The sequence below is a fragment of the Rhodopseudomonas sp. genome (assembly GCF_013377015.1).
Lineage (GTDB): Bacteria > Pseudomonadota > Alphaproteobacteria > Rhizobiales > Xanthobacteraceae > JARJEH01.
This window is the reverse complement of the sequence record NZ_JACABA010000004.1, coordinates 24,439-39,944: the sequence shown is the minus strand read 5'-3', so window position 1 is coordinate 39,944 and position 15,506 is coordinate 24,439. Positions and strand designations below refer to the sequence as shown.

The window sequence follows — 15,506 nt, the reverse complement described above, 5'->3', positions numbered from 1 at the left end:
GGCGCGAGACGTGAGATTCGGAACCTGTTGATGCCCCTGCGCGCCGTTACCGCCAACCTGTCCGCCGTGCGCCTCGCGCGCGCCGCGCTGCTGCTGGCGATGCTGGGCGGCTTGGGCGGCTCGCTCGGCGGCTGCGTCACCGACGGCCCGGCGGCATCAAGCTTCGCTTCAGCCGGCGGCGCCACCGTCGCCTTCGAATCGATCGACGGTCCGCCGCCGCAGGTATTCGACCGGATGGTCGACCTGCTCGATTCGGAAGCCAAGCTGCGCCATGTCGCGGTGGTGTCGCGCGAGTCGACGGCCGCCTATCGGGTACGCAGCTATTTGTCGGCGCAGGTCCGCGGCGGCCGCACCATCATTGCCTGGGTCTGGGACGTCTACGATCGCGACCAGCAGCGCGCGCTGCGGCTCTCCGGCGAGGAACCAACCGGCAAGCCCGGACGGGACGCCTGGGCGCAGGCCGACGACCTGGTGTTGCGGCGGATCGCGCAGGCCGGCCTCAGCGGCCTCGGCGGCATGATCAACGGCACCACACCGGGCGAACCGGCGCCGAGCGCGCCCGGACTGCGCGGCCCCACGGTCGCCAGCGCGGATGTTCCGCCGACATCAAGCGCGTTCGGCCCGGCAACCTTGAGTTTAGCTGCGCGTTAACCAGACAAACGTCGAATCGACGCGGGAAAATTGACCCAACGGGTTGCCAGCTCTGGCCCGGCCTTGGTATCACCTCGCTCGCCGGACGTGCCCGTTTTCGTGAGTCAACCGATATGCTGAACGTTGTATCCACCAAGCCGCGGGGGAAAGCGTCGATGTCGGCCAAGAACGGCTCGATCAAGCTCGTCGCCGGCAATTCCAACCCGGCGCTGGCGCAGGAAATCGCCGCCTGGCTCGAGCTTCCGCTGACCAAGGCCAGCGTCCGGCGCTTCGCCGACATGGAGATCTTCGTCGAGATCCAGGAAAACGTCCGCGGCTCCGACGTCTACATCATCCAGTCGACGTCGTTTCCGACCAACGACCATCTGATGGAACTGCTGATCATCACCGACGCGCTGCGCCGCGCCTCGGCGCGCCGCATCACCGCGGTGATCCCGTATTTCGGCTACGCCCGGCAGGATCGCAAATCCGGCTCGCGGACCCCGATCTCGGCCAAGCTGGTCGCCAATTTGATCACCCATGCGGGCGCAGACCGCGTCATGACGCTCGATCTGCACGCAACCCAGATCCAGGGCTTCTTCGACATCCCAACCGACAACCTGTTTGCCTCGCCGGTGATGGTGCGCGACATCAAGGAGAAGTTCGACCTCACCAAGGTGATGGTGGTGTCGCCCGACGTCGGCGGCGTGGTCCGCGCCCGCGGCCTCGCCAAGCGCATCAACACCCCGCTCGCCATCATCGACAAACGCCGCGAGCGCGCCGGCGAATCCGAGGTGATGAACGTGATCGGCGAGGTCGAGGGTTTTACCTGCATCCTGGTCGACGATATCGTCGATTCCGGCGGCACCCTGGTCAACGCGGCCGACGCGCTGCTCGCCAATGGCGCCAAGGACGTCTACGCCTACATCACCCATGGCGTGTTGAGCGGCGGCGCCGCGGCGCGGATCGCAGGCTCCAAGCTGAAGGAATTGGTGATCACCGACTCGATCCAGCCGACGGAAGCGGTGCGCAACGCCGGCAACATCCGAACCTTGCCGATCGGATCGCTGATCGCCGAAGCGATCAGCCGCACCGCGTCGGAAGAATCGGTGTCGAGCCTGTTCGACTGAGAATTCGCAATTCTGAATTGATCGGTCATTCCGGGGCGCTGGCAGCGCAAGCTGTGCGAGAACCCGGAATCTTGCGGCAAGCAGATGCTCAAGATGTGCGCGTGGCGAGATTCCGGGTTCGCTCGGCCTGCGGCCTCGCGCCCCGGAATGACTGACGATAATGGGCACGCCATCGCGACCGCGAGATGGCTCACACGATCCCCGCCGCCACCTGGCCGCGCAGACGCTCCAGGCTGAGCAGCGTATCGGCGCAAGCGTTGGCGACCTCGGCGCCCTTGGCGGCGAAATCGGCCGCAAAGGATTCGGATTGCGCGGCGGTCGCATCAAAATGCTGCGGCGTCAGCACTGCCGAGAACACCGGCACCTCGGTGCGCAACTGCACCTCCATCAGCGCCTTGATCACGGTCTCGGCGACAAAGCCCTGCATGCCGCCGTCGACCACCATGCCGGCGGCGACGATCGCGGTATAGCGCCTGGTCTTGGCCAGGATCTGGACGTGCAGCGGGATCTCGAACGAGCCCGGCACCTCGAACAGGTCGATCTGCGAAGCCACGATGCCGCGCGGTTCGATCTCGCGCAGGAACGCCAGCCGGCATTGCGCGACGATGGCGCGATGCCAGGACGACTGCACGAAGGCGACGCGCTGCGGCCGGGCGAAGCGCGGACGCTCCACGGCGACGGGCGGCGCGGCCTCGGCGGGATCGATCACGGTGTCGGTCATCGGCTTGCTCTTCTCCGGAGTGGGGTGGTTGGAGGCTACCAGCCAGCGGCCACGAATCAAAGGTTAACGGCGCCGGCCGGAGTCGGCACCGACTCGGCATGGCTGCAATTCACACGCCGGACTCGGCCCGCGCGAATCCGATTCCGTTTTGTTCAGCCGATCTTGCGATCAGCTGTGGACGGGCCGCGCTTTGCTTGTGGATGGGCGCGCCCTGCGGTTGCGCGGATTCGGCAAATCACATCATTTCAGTGTCGCAAGCCTAGGGCTCGCCCGAGGTCTGCGATCCGCAGCGACGCGCAGAAGTGTGGCGCGTGTCGGCATGCCGCGTGCGTATCAACAACATTCAAACGCAAGGTCGATTCGGCATGTCCATGCTCGAAGGCATCATCGATTCCCGGAACAATCCGCTCGCGGTGGTGGAAGACATTGCCGCATCGAACAACTGGTCGTTCGAACGCAGCGGCGAGGACGAGATCACCATCGTCTCCAAGGGCGACTGGACCGACTATCAACTGTCCTTCACCTGGATGAACGAGATCGAGGCGCTGCATCTGGCCTGCGCCTTCGACATGAAGATTCCGACCGCGCGCCGTCCCGAGGTGCAGCGGCTGATCGCTGCGATCAACGAGCAGATGTGGGTCGGCCATTTCGATATCTGGACCCACACCGGCATGGTGATGTACCGCCAGGCGCTGGTGCTGCCAGACGGGCTGACCGCCACTAGCGCGCAATGCGAGACCATGTTGGTCAGTGCGATCCACGGCTGCGAGCGTTACTACCCGGCGTTCCAGTTCGTGGTGTGGGCCGGCAAGTCGGCCGCCGAGGCGATGAGCGCTGCGATGTTCGACACCGCTGGCGAGGCGTAACCTCGCAGCCAAGCGTTGGGCGATGCGCGGCTAGCATAGATGCCGTCATGGCCGGGCTTGACCCGGCCATCCGTCCTCCTGCAAATCGTCGTCCATTCTCGTGAGGACGTCCGATGATCACCAAGCCAGCCGTGCACCCGCTCGCTAAACTCTCCGGCACCATCGTTCTGGCCGGCGCCGGCAAGATGGGCGGCGCGCTGCTGACCGGCTGGCTGGCGCAGGGGCTCGACGCCGGCGACGTCGTGGTGATCGATCCGCAGCCGTCCGACGAGATCCGCGCCTTCACCGCGCGCGGCATCCGGATCAATTCCTCCGCAGACGATGTCGGCTCGGTCGCGACGCTGGTGCTCGCGGTCAAGCCGCAGATGTTCCGCGACGCCGGCCCGGCGCTGCGGGCCTATGTCGGACCAAATACGCTGGTGGTGTCGATCATGGCCGGCACGCCGATCGCCACGCTCGCCGAGGTCTGCGGCGGCCATGTGGTGCGGGCGATGCCAAACACCCCGGCCGCGATCGGCCGCGGCATCACCGTCGCGGTGGCGGCACGCGACGTCAGCGCCGTGCAGCGCGACACCGCCGATGCGCTGCTGCGCGCCACCGGGGCGGTCGAGTGGGTCGACGACGAGGCGCTGATGGACGCGGTCACCGCGGTGTCGGGCTCCGGCCCGGCCTATGTGTTCCTGCTCGCCGAGGAACTGGCCCGCGCCGGCGTCGAAGCCGGATTGCCGGCGGAACTGGCGACCAAGCTGGCGCGCCACACCGTCGCCGGCTCCGGCGAGTTGCTGCATCGCTCCGACCTGGACTCCGCGACGCTGCGCCAGAACGTCACCTCGCCCGGCGGCACCACCGCCGCGGCACTCGCCGTGCTGATGGCTGCAGATGGATTCCAGTCGCTGCTGACCCGCGCGGTGGCGGCGGCGACCAAGCGGTCGAGTGAATTAGCGAAGTAGTTCAAGAGTCGTTCGTCGGTCCGCGCGATGAGCACGAACGCTCACCCCAACACGACGGTCATCGCCCGGCTTGACCGGGCGACCCAGTATTCCAGAGCTTCAATGTGAATCGCTGGCAATCTGGAATACTGGGTCCCCGCTTTCGCGGGGACGACAATGGAGGATGGGGCAACGCTGAACGCAGGCTACACCGGCACCCGCACTGTCGCCCGCAATCCGCCCATCGGGCTGTCGCCGAGCGTGATGTCGCCGCCATGCGAGCGGGCGATGGCGCGGGCGATGGCGAGGCCAAGGCCGGTGCCGCCCTCGTCCTGATTGCGGGCGTCGTCGAGCCGCAGAAACGGCTTGAATACTTCCTCGCGCATCTCCTGCGGAATCCCAGGGCCATCGTCATCGACCGTCACGCTCAGATAGCGGTGATCGCGATGCCCGGTGATGGCGATGGAGTTAGCGTGCCGCGCCGCGTTCGACACCAGATTGGCGAGGCAGCGCTTGAACGCCGCCGGCTTCACCGTCACCACCGGCTGGCCGTGGAACGTCACCGTGGCGGCGTGGCCGTGGCGCTCGGCGTCACAGCGCAACTCCTCCAGCGCCGCCGCCATGTCGGTCGGCTGCGCTTGCTCACCGCTGTCGCCGCGGGCGAACGCCAGGTAGGCTTCCAGCATCGCCGCCATCTCATCGACGTCCTTGCGCATGCCGTCGGCTTCCGGACTGTCGCCGATCAGCGCCAGCTCCAGCTTGAAGCGGGTCAGGATGGTGCGCAGATCGTGGCTGACGCCGGCCAGCATCGCGGTGCGCTGCTCGATCGAGCGTTCGACGCGGGACTTCATCTCGATGAAGGCATAGGCGGCGCGGCGTACTTCTCGCGCGCCGCGCGGCCGAAAGTTCGGCACGTCGCGGCCCTTGCCGAAACTTTCGGCGGCGTCCGCCAGCCGCAGGATCGGCCGGATCTGGTTGCGCAGGAACAGCACCGCGACGATCAGCAGGATCGCCGAGGTGCCGACCATCCAGAACAGGAAGATCTCCGAATTCGACGCATAGGCGGCGCTGCGCTGAGCGAAGATCCGCATCACCGCGTCGTCGAGCTGGATCCGGATCTCCACCAGATTGGAGCGGCCGACGGTGTCGATCCAGAACGGCTTGGCGATCTGCCGGCTGATCTGCCTGGAGATCGACTGGTCCAGCAGCGAGAAGAACGGCTTCGGCCCCGGCGGCGGCATGTCGCCCGGGCTGAGGAAATCCACCACCAGGCCGAGCCGATCCTGGGCGATCCGGCGCAGCAGGGCGCGATCCTTGTCCTGCGGATAACCCTTGTAGACGTCGATCAGCGCGGCGATGTCCTGCACCACTGCCGCCGACAGCCGCCGCGTCACCGTGTTCCAGTGCCGCTCCATGAACACGAAGGCGACCACCGATTGCAGCAGCACCATCGGCACGATCATGATCAAGAGCGCGCGGGCGTACAGCCCCTTCGGCATCACGGCGTTGAAGCGCTGCCCCAGCCAGCCATTGGCCGCGGAGACCCGCCGCCACGCGGAGCGGATCAACGTCAGGCCGGCGTTGAGAGTGCTCATCGCGACTAAGGCGTCGCGACGAGGCGATAGCCGATGCCGCGCACCGCCTGCAGGAACAACGGATTGGCGGGATCGTGCTCGATCTTGCGGCGCAGCCGGTTGATCTGGACGTCGACCGCGCGCTCGTTGGCGCCGCCGCCGCCGCCGGTCAGCGCCCCGCGCGGCACCGTCTCGCCGGGCGCCGTCGCCAGCACCCGCAGCATGTCGCGTTCGCGGTCGGTGAGATGAATGATCTCCTCGCCCTGGCGCAACTCGCCGCGCTCCAGATGATAGACGTAAGGCCCGAACGCGATCGACTCCAGCTTGGGTGCCGGCGCCGGCGCCGTACGCTTCAGAATATTGGCGATCCGCAGCAAGAGTTCGCGCGGCTCGAACGGCTTGGCGACGTAGTCGTCGGCGCCGATCTGCAGGCCCTCGATCCGCGCCTCGGCCTCGTGGCGCGCGGTCAGCATCACGATCGGCACCGTCGATGCGGTGCGGATCGCGCGAGCGAGATCGAAGCCGGACTCGCCCGGCATCATCACGTCGAGGATCAACAGATCGAAATTCAACCCGTTGAGCTTAGCGCGGGCATCACGCGCATCCTTGGCGGTGGTGACGCGATAACCCTCGCCGGCGAGAAACCGCGACAGCAGATCCCTGATCCGGCGATCGTCATCGACCAGCAACAGATGCGGCGCATCGTCGGCCGGTTGCGGCGGCTTTTTCGCCGTTGCTGCAAATTGCGTCACCGTCGATCCTTCGCGCTTGCACCGTCGGCCTGCAGGATGATCTCGAGCACCTTGTCCGGATCGTCGCGATCGATCATGCCGCGCAGAAACCGTCCGACTGCTTCGGCTTCGCCCGGCGCGAACCCGGCCAGCGCGCGATTGATGCGGTCGGTCTGCAGACCCGCGAGCTTGGCCACTAGCGCCTCGCCCTTGGCGGTGGCGAAAAGAAGGCGCTGCCGGCGATCGCTGTCGCCGGCCTTCTGCACGATATAGGCCTCGTCCAGCAACTGCTTCAGCACCCGGCCGAGCGACTGCTTGGTGATGCGCAGCACGTCGAGCAAGTCGGCGACCTTCAGCCCCGGATAGCGGTGGACGAAGTGGATCACCCTGTGATGCGCGCGGCCGAACCCGAACGCCTCCAGCACATGGTCGGCGTCGCCGACAAAGTCCCGATAAGCGAAAAACAACAGCTCGATGATGTCCCAGCGCGGCGTCGCGGCGCCGGGTTCGGCCGGTGGTTCCGCCGCGGCCGCCAACGGCCCGGACGATCGATCTTTGAAGTTTATGTCAGTCATATTGACATATCTGGTCTTTATGTTACAAAACCACCGGTCCAGACGAAATATTCGACCATTTCGCTTGCGACCCTGGCCTGACCGGCCCGATAAAGATGCCATGCGGCGGCCCGCGTGCGACTATTTCGGGCGACCTCGCCAAACATACCGGACTTCGCGCGTTCCGCAAAAGCCCGTCTCCCGACCTGATCGGGAATTGAACTGAATGCCGGCTGGCAACGGCCCGGACTTGAATGTAACCAAACGGCCACCGCGCGGGGCGCGGCGCCCGCCGATCCAGGAGATTAAGTCCATGGGAGTTTCGTTCGACAAGGTCGACGGCTCGATCTGGCTGACATTTGAAAACCAGCCTGCGCCAAATCCCGTTCCCGAGAAGGATCGCGCAGCACGGCTGGTGGACCCGGGCTTCGGCCGGATTTTCACCGATCACATGGCGATCGTCCGTTACGATCAAGCCAAGGGCTGGCATGACGCACGCGTCGAATCCCGCGCGAATTTCCCGCTCGATCCGGCCACCGCGGTGCTGCACTATGCGCAGGAGATTTTCGAGGGCCTGAAGGCCTACCAGCGCGACGACGGCGGCGTGAATCTGTTCCGCCCCGACGCCAATGCGCGGCGGTTCCGCAATTCGGCCGAGCGCATGGCGATGGCGCCGCTGCCCGAGGCCGTGTTCATCGAAGCGGTCGAGCAACTGGTGCGGATCGACCGCGACTGGATTCCGGGCGGCGAAGGCAGCCTGTATCTGCGGCCGTTCATGATCGCCAGCGAGATCTTCCTCGGCGTCAAGCCTTCGGCGAACTACATCTTCGCGGTGATCGCCTCGCCGGTCGGGTCCTATTTCAAGGGTGGACCGGCGCCGGTGTCGATCTGGGTGTCGGAGAACTACACCCGCGCCGCGGTCGGCGGCACCGGCGCGGTCAAATGCGGCGGCAACTACGCCGCCTCGTTGCGCGCGCAGGCCGAGGCGATCGATCACGGCTGCGATCAGGTGGTGTTCCTCGATGCGCTGGAGCGCCGCTACATCGAGGAGCTCGGCGGCATGAACGTGTTCTTCGCGTTCGACGACGGCTCATTGCTGACGCCGCCGCTCGGCACCATCCTGCCCGGCATCACCCGCGATTCCATCATCGCGCTGGCCAGGGATGCCGGCACCACCGTGCGCGAAGAGCCCTACACGATCCAGCAGTGGCGAACTGATGCCGCCAGCGGCAAGTTGAAAGAGGCGTTCGCCTGCGGCACCGCGGCGGTGATTTCGCCGATCGGCAAGGTGTGTTCGGCGAGCGGCGATTTTCTCATCAACGGCGGCGTCGCCGGCCCGGTCGCGATGGGACTGCGCAAGCAACTGGTCGATATCCAGTACGGCCGCGCGCCCGATCCGCATGGCTGGATCAGAACAGTGTTCTGATCCGCGGCGGTTCCGGCGTCATTCCGGGGCGCGAGCAGCGAAAGCTGCGAGCGAACCCGGAATCTCGCTCCACACGACAGGCTACAGCCTGTCGCAAGATTCCGGGTTCGCTCGCCCGAGACGGGCTCGCGCCCCGGAATGACGGCCTCTCTTGGTAACTGGCGCATCGATCCAACTTGAAGCGCCCTCACCTTCTCCCGAACAGCTTCTCGATATCGGCCAGCGTCAGTTCGACATAGGTCGGGCGACCGTGGTTGCACTGGCCGGAATTCGGCGTCGCTTCCATCTCGCGCAGCAGCGCGTTCATTTCCTCGGGCTTCAGAATCCGGCCGGCGCGGACCGAACCGTGGCACGCCATGGTGGCGGCGACATGCATCAGCCGGCGTTCCAGCGGCAACGCCTCGTCCCATTCCGCCATGTGCTCGGCGAGATCGCGCAATAGCGCAGCAGCGTTGATCTTGCCCAGCAGCGATGGCGTCTCGCGCACCGCAACCGCGCCGGGGCCGAAGGATTCCACGACGAGGCCGAATTTAGCCAGTTCGTCGGCGCGCGACGTCAGCTGCTCCACCGTCGCCTCGTCGAGTTCGACGATCTCGGGGATCAGCAGGATCTGCCGCTGCACGCCGTTCTGCGCCAGCGACGCCTTCAGCTTTTCATAGACGATGCGCTCATGCGCGGCGTGCTGATCGACCACGATCAGTCCGTCGCGGGTCTGCGACACGATATAGGTCTCGTGGATCTGCGTGCGCGCCGCGCCGAGCGGGCGGTCGAGCAGATCGGCCGATGCTTCCTGCGGCCGCACATCGGCGCTGGGGGCGCCGACGTCGAAGCCGGCCTGCGTGCGTTCGGCGAAACCGGTCGCGACCTGATACGCCGCAGCCCCGCCGACCGGATAGGACGGCGAGGCGCGCCAGTCCCAGTTGGCGCGCGGCGTGAACGCCGGACGAAACGCCGAGATGGTCGCGCCGCCGGCGTTGGCCGCGGTGCGCTGGCCTTCGCGCGCCAGCCCCTCCTTCAGCGCGTGCACGATCAGCGCCCGGACCAGCCCGGCATTGCGAAACCTCACCTCGGTCTTGGCCGGATGCACATTGGCATCGACCTCGCGGCTGTCGAGCGTGACGAACAGCGCCACCACCGGATGGCGGTCGCGCGGCAGGTAGTCGGAGTAAGCCGCCCGCACCGCGCCGATGATCAGCTTGTCGCGCACCGGACGGCCGTTGACGAACAGATATTGCCCGAGCGCATTGGCGCGGGTCAGCGACGGCGCGGCGGCAAAGCCTTCCACCACCACGCCTTCGCGCTCGGCGCGGACTTCGATCGCGCAGGCGCGAAAATCAGCGCCGAGAATATCGCCGAGCCTAGTCAGCCGTCCCGCAGCACCGGGCAGCGCAGCAGCCCAGGTCACCGGTGCGCGCTCCTCACCAGCCAATGAGAAGGCCACATCGGGCCGCGCCATCGCCAGCCGCCGCACCACTTCGCGGATCGCCTCGGCCTCGGTGCGGTCGGTCTTGAGGAATTTCAGCCGCGCCGGGGTGGCGTAGAACAGATCGCTGACCTCGACGCGGGTGCCCTGGCTGAGCGCCGCAGGCTGAATTGCCGATTTGTCGCCGCCCTCGACACCCATGGTCCAGGCATGTGGCTCGCCGGCGTGCCGCGTGGTGATCGAGAGCCGCGCCACCGACCCGATCGACGGCAGCGCCTCGCCGCGAAAGCCGAGCGTCTTGATCTGCAACAGATCCTCGTCGTCGAGCTTCGAGGTGGCATGGCGATCGACCGAAAGCGCCAGATCGGCGCGGGTCATGCCGGAGCCGTCATCGGTGATGCCGATCCGCCGCCTTCCGCCGCCATCGGTGAAAATGTCGATCCGGCTGGCGCCGGCGTCGATCGCGTTCTCCACCAGTTCCTTGACCACGCTGGCCGGCCGCTCCACCACCTCGCCGGCGGCGATACGGTTGACGATGGTCTCTGGCAGCTGGCGAACGGGCATCGGCGACTCGGGATGAATGACAGCGCCAATCTAGGGGCTTTAGTCTGCTGGCGGGAGAGCGTCAGTCGTCGAATCCACCGGCGCCGCGCTTGGCCTTGACGTCGCTGCGGCGCTTCTTGCCTTCGAGCCGGCGTTTTTTCGAGCCCAGCGTCGGCTTGGTGGCGCGGCGCGGCACCGGGCGTACCATCGCTTCGCGCAACAATTCTAGCAATCGGTCGATCGCGTCGGCGCGGTTGCGCTCCTGGGTGCGGAAGCGCTGGGCGTGGATCACGATCACGCCGTCCTTGGTCATGCGCTGGCCGGCCAGCCGCGCCAGGCGAATCTCCGCATCCGGCGGCAAGACGATCCGCCTGGTGTCGAAGCGCAGCTGGGCGGCGGTCGAGAGCTTATTGACGTTCTGCCCGCCCGGCCCGGAGGCGCGCACGAAACTGATCTCGATGTCTTTGTCTTCGTCGATGAAGAGATCGCGGGCAATCCGCAGCATGGGGCACCGGGGCGGGGGTTCGGCCGGATCTGTAGCACATCCTTCGCGAGGCGCGGCAAGGCGGCGACCGTATGAAGCAGTCATTCCGGGGCGCGAGCCCGTTGGGCGAGCGAACCCGGAATCCTGCGGCAAGGCAGAGCGCTTAAGCGAGATTCCGGGTTCGCTCGCAGCGAAGCTGCTCGCGCCCCGGAATGACGGCGGAGAGTCAGTTCTTCTGGATGCTAATTCGCCGCGGGCGGTTTCGCCGCCGCCGGCTGCGCCACGGCCTGCGGGGCGCGGCCGACCACCACGGTCAACAGGCCATCGGACCACAGCCGCCTGGCGGCGCGTTTGGCATCGTCCAGCGTCACCGCATCGACGATGCCGTTGCGTTTCTCGATGTAGTCGATCGGCAGCCGGTCGTTCTGGTATTGCAGCAGCGCTTGCGCCAGGTTCGACGAGGTGTCCAGCGACAGCATCTGCGAGCCCTTCAGGTACGACTTGGCTTCGTCGAGCTCCTGCTGGGTCGGGCCCTCGTCGGCGATCCGCTTCACTTCCGCGTTGACCGCATCGACGGTCTCCACGGCGCGGTCGGCGCGGGTGCCGGTATTGCCGATGACCACCGCGGAATGCTCCATCCACAGCAGCGACTCGTAGACCGAATAGGCCAGCCCGCGCTTCTCGCGAACTTCGTGATACAGCCGCGACGACAGCGACCCACCGCCGAGAATGTGATTGACCACATAGCCGGCCATGAAGTCCGGATCATTGCGCTTGAAGCCGGGGCCGCCGAACGTCACCACGGTCTGCGGCACATCGAGCGGAATGAAGAATTGCTGCGGCGGCTTCGCCGCGATGACCTCGGCAACCGGCGTGAGCTTGGCCTTGGCCGGCAGACCGCCGAAGGTCTGGTCGAGCAATTTGCCGAGCGTCGCGGCATCGACGTCGCCGACCACGGCGATCTTCAGCGTATCCTTCGCCAGCACGCGGCCGACATAGTTTTTCATATCCGCAAGATCGATCCTCGGGATGCTTTCCAGCGCGCCGGTGGCCGGCCTGCCATAGGGATGATCGCCGAACGCGGCTTCAAGAAACTTGCGGTTGGCAATCGATGCCGGGGTGGAGGATTCGCGGCGCAGCGTCGACATGATCTGAGCGCGGATCCGCTCGATGTCGACGGCTTCGAAGCGCGGCTCGGTCAGCGCGCCGCGCAACAGGCCGAACGCTTCGTCGCGGTTTTCCGTCAGCATCCGCAGCGAACCGCGGAAGTAATCCCGCGTCACGCTGAACGACAATTCGATGGCGCGGCGATCGAGCCGCTCGTGGAACGTCGCCGAATTCAGGTCGCCCGAGCCCTCGTCGAGCAGATTGGCCACCATGTGGCCGACGCCCGGTCTGTCGGCGGGGTCCTGGCTGGCGCCGCCGTCGAACGAATATTGCATCGCGATCAGCGGCACGGTGGCGTCCTGCACGAACCAGGCCTCGATGCCGCCCGGGCTGACCAGACGCTGGATCTTCGCCGCGGCGAAGGATGGCACCGGCAGCAGCGCCGCCAGCGCGACGCTCAAAGCCAGCGCGATCCGCCGGACGTCACGCAGTTCGAGACTCACGAACGCTTCTCCTCGCGCTTCGGCGGCGGACCCTTGATCAGATAGCCGGTGACCGATCGATTCTTGTCGAGCCATTCCTGCGCGACGGCGCGAACCTGATCGGAGGTGACGGCGCGAATCCGGTCGGGCCAGCTGCGAAGGTCCGCGACGCTAAGTCCGGTGGTGAGCGCCGCGCCATACCAGCGCGCCAGAGTCGCCTGACTGTCCTGGGCGTAAATCGCTTCCGCGATCAGCTGGGTCTTGACCCGCTCCAGATCCTCGGCGCGAACCGCGTTGCGTGCAACATCGGCGATGACGTTGTCGATCACCTGCTCGACCGCGGCGAATTCGACGCCGGGCTTCGGCGACACCGAAATCAGGAACTGGGTGTCGTCGAGCGACGTCCCTTGATACGATGCGCCGGCGCTGACCGCGAGCGGCTTGTCGATCACCAGCGCCTTGTAGAGATAGGAATTGGCGCCGCTGCCCATCAGCTGCGCCAGCACTTCCAGCGCCGGGCTCTCACCCTTCGCCGCGGTGGTGGCGGACGGAACGAGATAGTAGCGCCGCACGCCGGTCTGCTCGACCCGCGGATCGGCCAGCGTCACGGTGCGGGGACCGGCCGGGGTCGGCTCCTGTGGCCGTATCCGCTGCGGCGGAATCAAAGGCTGCGGCGGCACCGCGCCGTAGAAGCGTTCGACCGCGGGACGGATGTCATCGGCCTCGACATCGCCGGCGATCACCAGCGTCGCATTGTTCGGCGCGTAGAACCGCCGGTAGAACGCGAGCGCGTCCTCGCGGTCGAGTTTTTCGATCTCCTGATGCCAGCCGATCACCGGCCGGCCATAAGGATGATTGAGGTACAGCGCCGCCATGATCTGCTCGGTCAGCCGGGCATCCGGATTGTTGGCGACCCGCATGTTGAACTCCTCGAGCACGACGTCGCGCTCGGGCAGCACGTTCTCGTCCTTGAGCACCAGCCCGGTCATGCGGTCGGCTTCCAGCTCCATCATCTTGTCGAGATGCTCGCGCGTCACGCGCTGGTAGTAGCCGGTGTAGTCGGTCGAGGTGAAGGCGTTCTCGTTGCCGCCGATCTTCAGCACGGTCTGCGAGAACTCGCCGGCCGGGTGCTTGGCGGTGCCCTTGAACATCAGATGTTCGAGAAAATGCGCCAGCCCCGACTTGCCCGGGGTCTCATCGGCGGAGCCGACCTTGTACCAGATCATCTGCGTCACCACCGGGGTGCGGTGATCCGGGATCACCACCACCTTCAGCCCGTTGGCCAGCGAGAAAGTTGCCGGCGGCGCCGAGGTCACGGTCTGAGCCATTGCCACGCGCGGCAGCAAAGCAGTCGCGAGGCACAGCGCCAAAGCCGCGATCAACCGAGCGGGACGTTGCGGGGGATTGGTGTGGCGAACCACGGCGGACAGTACAGGCAGAACGCCGACGGATGAGGCGCTCAATTGCCGGTCTCTTTGCCCGTCATGATGTCGAAGCGCTTGTTGTTCAGCGATTCCTTGGGCCCGGTGCCGTAGGCATAATTCGGCGACGGGGTCTGATAGCCGGACGGCGGCTGGACCAGCGTTTCCCGCGTCGGCTCACCGGTGAACGGCGCGGTCTCGGCCTTGTTGCCACCGAACATGGTGCTGAACAGGCCGCCATTGTAGCCGAGTTGCGACGGGCTCAGCACCGGGCTGGTGGCGCTGTTGCCCGGGGTCAGGGATTCGGTCGGCGTCGAGCCCGGCTTGGTCTTGCCGACGGCAAGTTCGCTCGGCGTCAGCGGGCGGGCGCCTTCAAGTCCGGTAACCTTTTTCTTGTTGAGTTCGCGCTGACGCTTGCGCTCGGCGACGTCCGGGTCCACCGGCCAGTTCGGCGGTGTATTCGCCGCGCTCTTGCCGGCTTCAGGCGGCGGCAATTCGAGCTTCGGCGGCACCACCAGCGGAGACCGTTCGCGGTAGGTAATGCCGCGATTCTCCATATTGGTTCCGCCAATCCCGCTCATGATGTTCTTGATGATCTTTTCCTCGAAGGTGGAATCGTCTTCTTCGGGGTCTTCGGCCCAGGCCACCCCCGACGCCATCACCAGACCGACGCCGGCCATCACGGCGGCGAGACGCAGCCCGCGCATCAACATCTTGGCTGAAGGATACAAAACCCAAGCAGCGGTTTCAGTCTCGCGCATCGCTTTGATCCTGTTCAAATCTCTGCCAGGCCGCAGGTATCGGGCAGCGCCGGGCCGACCCGATCGTATCAGCCGGGATCAGGGCGCTTTTGCGGCGGGGTAGCCTACGAAAGAGTCATACAACAGCGCCGCCACTCCGACAACGATGGCCACGTCGGCAAGGTTAAAGACGTACCAATTGAAGGTCTTGCCACCGATCTGGAGGTGAAACAGGGCGAAATCGACCACCGCGCCATAGGCGAGACGGTCGATGGCGTTGCCGATCGCGCCGCCGATGATCAGTCCGAGCCCGACCGTCGCGGTCCTGGTGTGCGATCGCGCCATCCAGATCGCCAGCGCGACCACCGCAACCGCCTTGACCGCGAGCATGATCGCCTGCCCGGTCGGCCCCTGGTCGGCAAACCAGCCGTAGCTGATGCCGGTATTCAAGGTCAGCACCAGATCGAAGAACGGCGCCACGGCGAGCGCGCCGCGGCGGCCGATCTCGAACACGAACAGCAGCCAGAGTTTCGACGCCTGGTCGAGGATCAGCACAGCGGTGGCGGCGATCAGGCCGAGGCGGAGATGGGGGCTCATGGCGCTAAACATCCGAAGCGGCCGAACGGCGCGTCAACACAACGAGGCGTCGTCCCCGCGAAGGCGGGGACCCATACGCCGTAGCGGTTCAGTTCAGGCAAGGCGTCAGTCATGGGGCTTCACCAACAAACCTGGGCGCCAGGGGTTA

15 protein-coding genes are annotated in these 15,506 nt (G+C 66.2%); 5 read left to right on the top strand and 10 right to left on the bottom strand.

Annotated features, from left to right (window positions below; all coding sequences use genetic code 11):
• Positions 1-30 precede the first annotated feature (30 nt).
• Together HXX15_RS17540 and HXX15_RS17535 are read left to right on the top strand one after the other, a co-directional pair.
• Positions 31-651 carry a hypothetical protein gene (locus HXX15_RS17540; protein WP_296517651.1) on the top strand — a complete coding sequence of 207 codons (621 nt, stop codon included), beginning with the start codon at positions 31-33 and terminating at the stop codon, positions 649-651.
• Positions 652-806: 155 nt separating this feature from the next.
• Entirely contained in the window at positions 807-1,760 is a 954-nt protein-coding gene (locus HXX15_RS17535) for a ribose-phosphate pyrophosphokinase (protein WP_296517650.1), read from the top strand.
• Between the two features lie 190 nt (positions 1,761-1,950).
• Here HXX15_RS17535 and HXX15_RS17530 read toward each other — a convergent pair whose 3' ends face one another.
• Entirely contained in the window at positions 1,951-2,481 is a 531-nt protein-coding gene (locus HXX15_RS17530) for a 6,7-dimethyl-8-ribityllumazine synthase (RefSeq protein WP_296517649.1), read from the bottom strand.
• A 365-nt stretch (positions 2,482-2,846) separates the two neighbouring features.
• Between HXX15_RS17530 and HXX15_RS17525 the strand changes: the two genes are divergently transcribed.
• Both HXX15_RS17525 and proC read left to right on the top strand, forming a co-directional pair.
• Complete coding sequence (locus HXX15_RS17525; RefSeq protein ID WP_296517648.1) at positions 2,847-3,347, top strand: YbjN domain-containing protein; 501 nt, start codon at positions 2,847-2,849, stop codon at positions 3,345-3,347.
• A gap of 113 nt (positions 3,348-3,460) precedes the next feature.
• A complete protein-coding gene (proC, locus tag HXX15_RS17520; RefSeq protein ID WP_296517647.1) occupies positions 3,461-4,297 on the top strand; it encodes a pyrroline-5-carboxylate reductase in 837 nt (278 codons plus the stop codon).
• 185 nt (positions 4,298-4,482) lie between these two features.
• Here the strand turns inward: proC and HXX15_RS17515 are convergent, their stop codons facing one another.
• The 3 genes from HXX15_RS17515 to HXX15_RS17505 are packed head-to-tail and all read right to left on the bottom strand — an operon-like array spanning position 4,483 to position 7,156.
• Positions 4,483-5,871: an ATP-binding protein gene (locus tag HXX15_RS17515; protein WP_296517646.1), complete on the bottom strand. Its 1,389-nt coding sequence runs from the start codon at positions 5,869-5,871 to the stop codon at positions 4,483-4,485.
• Between the two features lie 5 nt (positions 5,872-5,876).
• A complete protein-coding gene (locus HXX15_RS17510; protein ID WP_296517645.1) occupies positions 5,877-6,602 on the bottom strand; it encodes a response regulator transcription factor in 726 nt (241 codons plus the stop codon).
• Positions 6,599-7,156 (bottom strand): MarR family transcriptional regulator, encoded by a 558-nt coding sequence (locus tag HXX15_RS17505; RefSeq protein ID WP_296517644.1) that lies wholly within the window; start codon positions 7,154-7,156, stop codon positions 6,599-6,601. Before HXX15_RS17505 ends, HXX15_RS17510 begins: the two co-directional genes overlap by 4 nt.
• Before the next feature lie 292 nt (positions 7,157-7,448).
• Between HXX15_RS17505 and HXX15_RS17500 the strand changes: the two genes are divergently transcribed.
• Positions 7,449-8,561: a branched-chain amino acid aminotransferase gene (locus tag HXX15_RS17500; RefSeq protein WP_296517643.1), complete on the top strand. Its 1,113-nt coding sequence runs from the start codon at positions 7,449-7,451 to the stop codon at positions 8,559-8,561.
• Positions 8,562-8,748: 187 nt separating this feature from the next.
• On the opposite strand, the gene mutL is transcribed toward HXX15_RS17500, so the two are convergent.
• The 6 genes from mutL to lspA all read right to left on the bottom strand — a co-directional run bounded on the left by mutL (position 8,749) and on the right by lspA (position 15,358).
• Positions 8,749-10,548: a DNA mismatch repair endonuclease MutL gene (gene mutL / locus HXX15_RS17495; protein ID WP_296517642.1), complete on the bottom strand. Its 1,800-nt coding sequence runs from the start codon at positions 10,546-10,548 to the stop codon at positions 8,749-8,751.
• A gap of 61 nt (positions 10,549-10,609) precedes the next feature.
• Positions 10,610-11,032 (bottom strand): alternative ribosome rescue aminoacyl-tRNA hydrolase ArfB, encoded by a 423-nt coding sequence (arfB, locus tag HXX15_RS17490; protein ID WP_296517641.1) that lies wholly within the window; start codon positions 11,030-11,032, stop codon positions 10,610-10,612.
• 221 nt (positions 11,033-11,253) lie between these two features.
• Positions 11,254-12,621, bottom strand: coding sequence for a pitrilysin family protein (locus HXX15_RS17485; protein WP_296517640.1), 1,368 nt, complete (start codon positions 12,619-12,621; stop codon positions 11,254-11,256).
• A complete protein-coding gene (locus tag HXX15_RS17480; RefSeq protein WP_296517900.1) occupies positions 12,618-13,982 on the bottom strand; it encodes a pitrilysin family protein in 1,365 nt (454 codons plus the stop codon). Before HXX15_RS17480 ends, HXX15_RS17485 begins: the two co-directional genes overlap by 4 nt.
• Before the next feature lie 77 nt (positions 13,983-14,059).
• On the bottom strand, positions 14,060-14,782 hold the full coding sequence (locus tag HXX15_RS17475) for a hypothetical protein (RefSeq protein ID WP_296517639.1): 723 nt from the start codon (positions 14,780-14,782) through the stop codon (positions 14,060-14,062).
• A 78-nt stretch (positions 14,783-14,860) separates the two neighbouring features.
• Entirely contained in the window at positions 14,861-15,358 is a 498-nt protein-coding gene (gene lspA, locus HXX15_RS17470; RefSeq protein WP_296517638.1) for a signal peptidase II, read from the bottom strand.
• Positions 15,359-15,506 lie beyond the last annotated feature (148 nt).

What these genes read in the sequence shown, in the direction of transcription:
- HXX15_RS17540 (WP_296517651.1), top strand. Translation starts at nt 31, where the DNA reads ATGCCCCTGCGCGCCGTTACCGCCAACCTGTCCGCCGTGCGCCTCGCG.
- HXX15_RS17535 (WP_296517650.1), top strand. Translation starts at nt 807, where the DNA reads ATGTCGGCCAAGAACGGCTCGATCAAGCTCGTCGCCGGCAATTCCAAC.
- HXX15_RS17530 (WP_296517649.1), bottom strand. Translation starts at nt 2,481, where the DNA reads ATGACCGACACCGTGATCGATCCCGCCGAGGCCGCGCCGCCCGTCGCC.
- HXX15_RS17525 (WP_296517648.1), top strand. Translation starts at nt 2,847, where the DNA reads ATGTCCATGCTCGAAGGCATCATCGATTCCCGGAACAATCCGCTCGCG.
- proC (WP_296517647.1), top strand. Translation starts at nt 3,461, where the DNA reads ATGATCACCAAGCCAGCCGTGCACCCGCTCGCTAAACTCTCCGGCACC.
- HXX15_RS17515 (WP_296517646.1), bottom strand. Translation starts at nt 5,871, where the DNA reads ATGAGCACTCTCAACGCCGGCCTGACGTTGATCCGCTCCGCGTGGCGG.
- HXX15_RS17505 (WP_296517644.1), bottom strand. Translation starts at nt 7,156, where the DNA reads ATGACTGACATAAACTTCAAAGATCGATCGTCCGGGCCGTTGGCGGCC.
- HXX15_RS17500 (WP_296517643.1), top strand. Translation starts at nt 7,449, where the DNA reads ATGGGAGTTTCGTTCGACAAGGTCGACGGCTCGATCTGGCTGACATTT.
- mutL (WP_296517642.1), bottom strand. Translation starts at nt 10,548, where the DNA reads ATGCCCGTTCGCCAGCTGCCAGAGACCATCGTCAACCGTATCGCCGCC.
- arfB (WP_296517641.1), bottom strand. Translation starts at nt 11,032, where the DNA reads ATGCTGCGGATTGCCCGCGATCTCTTCATCGACGAAGACAAAGACATC.
- HXX15_RS17475 (WP_296517639.1), bottom strand. Translation starts at nt 14,782, where the DNA reads ATGCGCGAGACTGAAACCGCTGCTTGGGTTTTGTATCCTTCAGCCAAG.
- lspA (WP_296517638.1), bottom strand. Translation starts at nt 15,358, where the DNA reads ATGAGCCCCCATCTCCGCCTCGGCCTGATCGCCGCCACCGCTGTGCTG.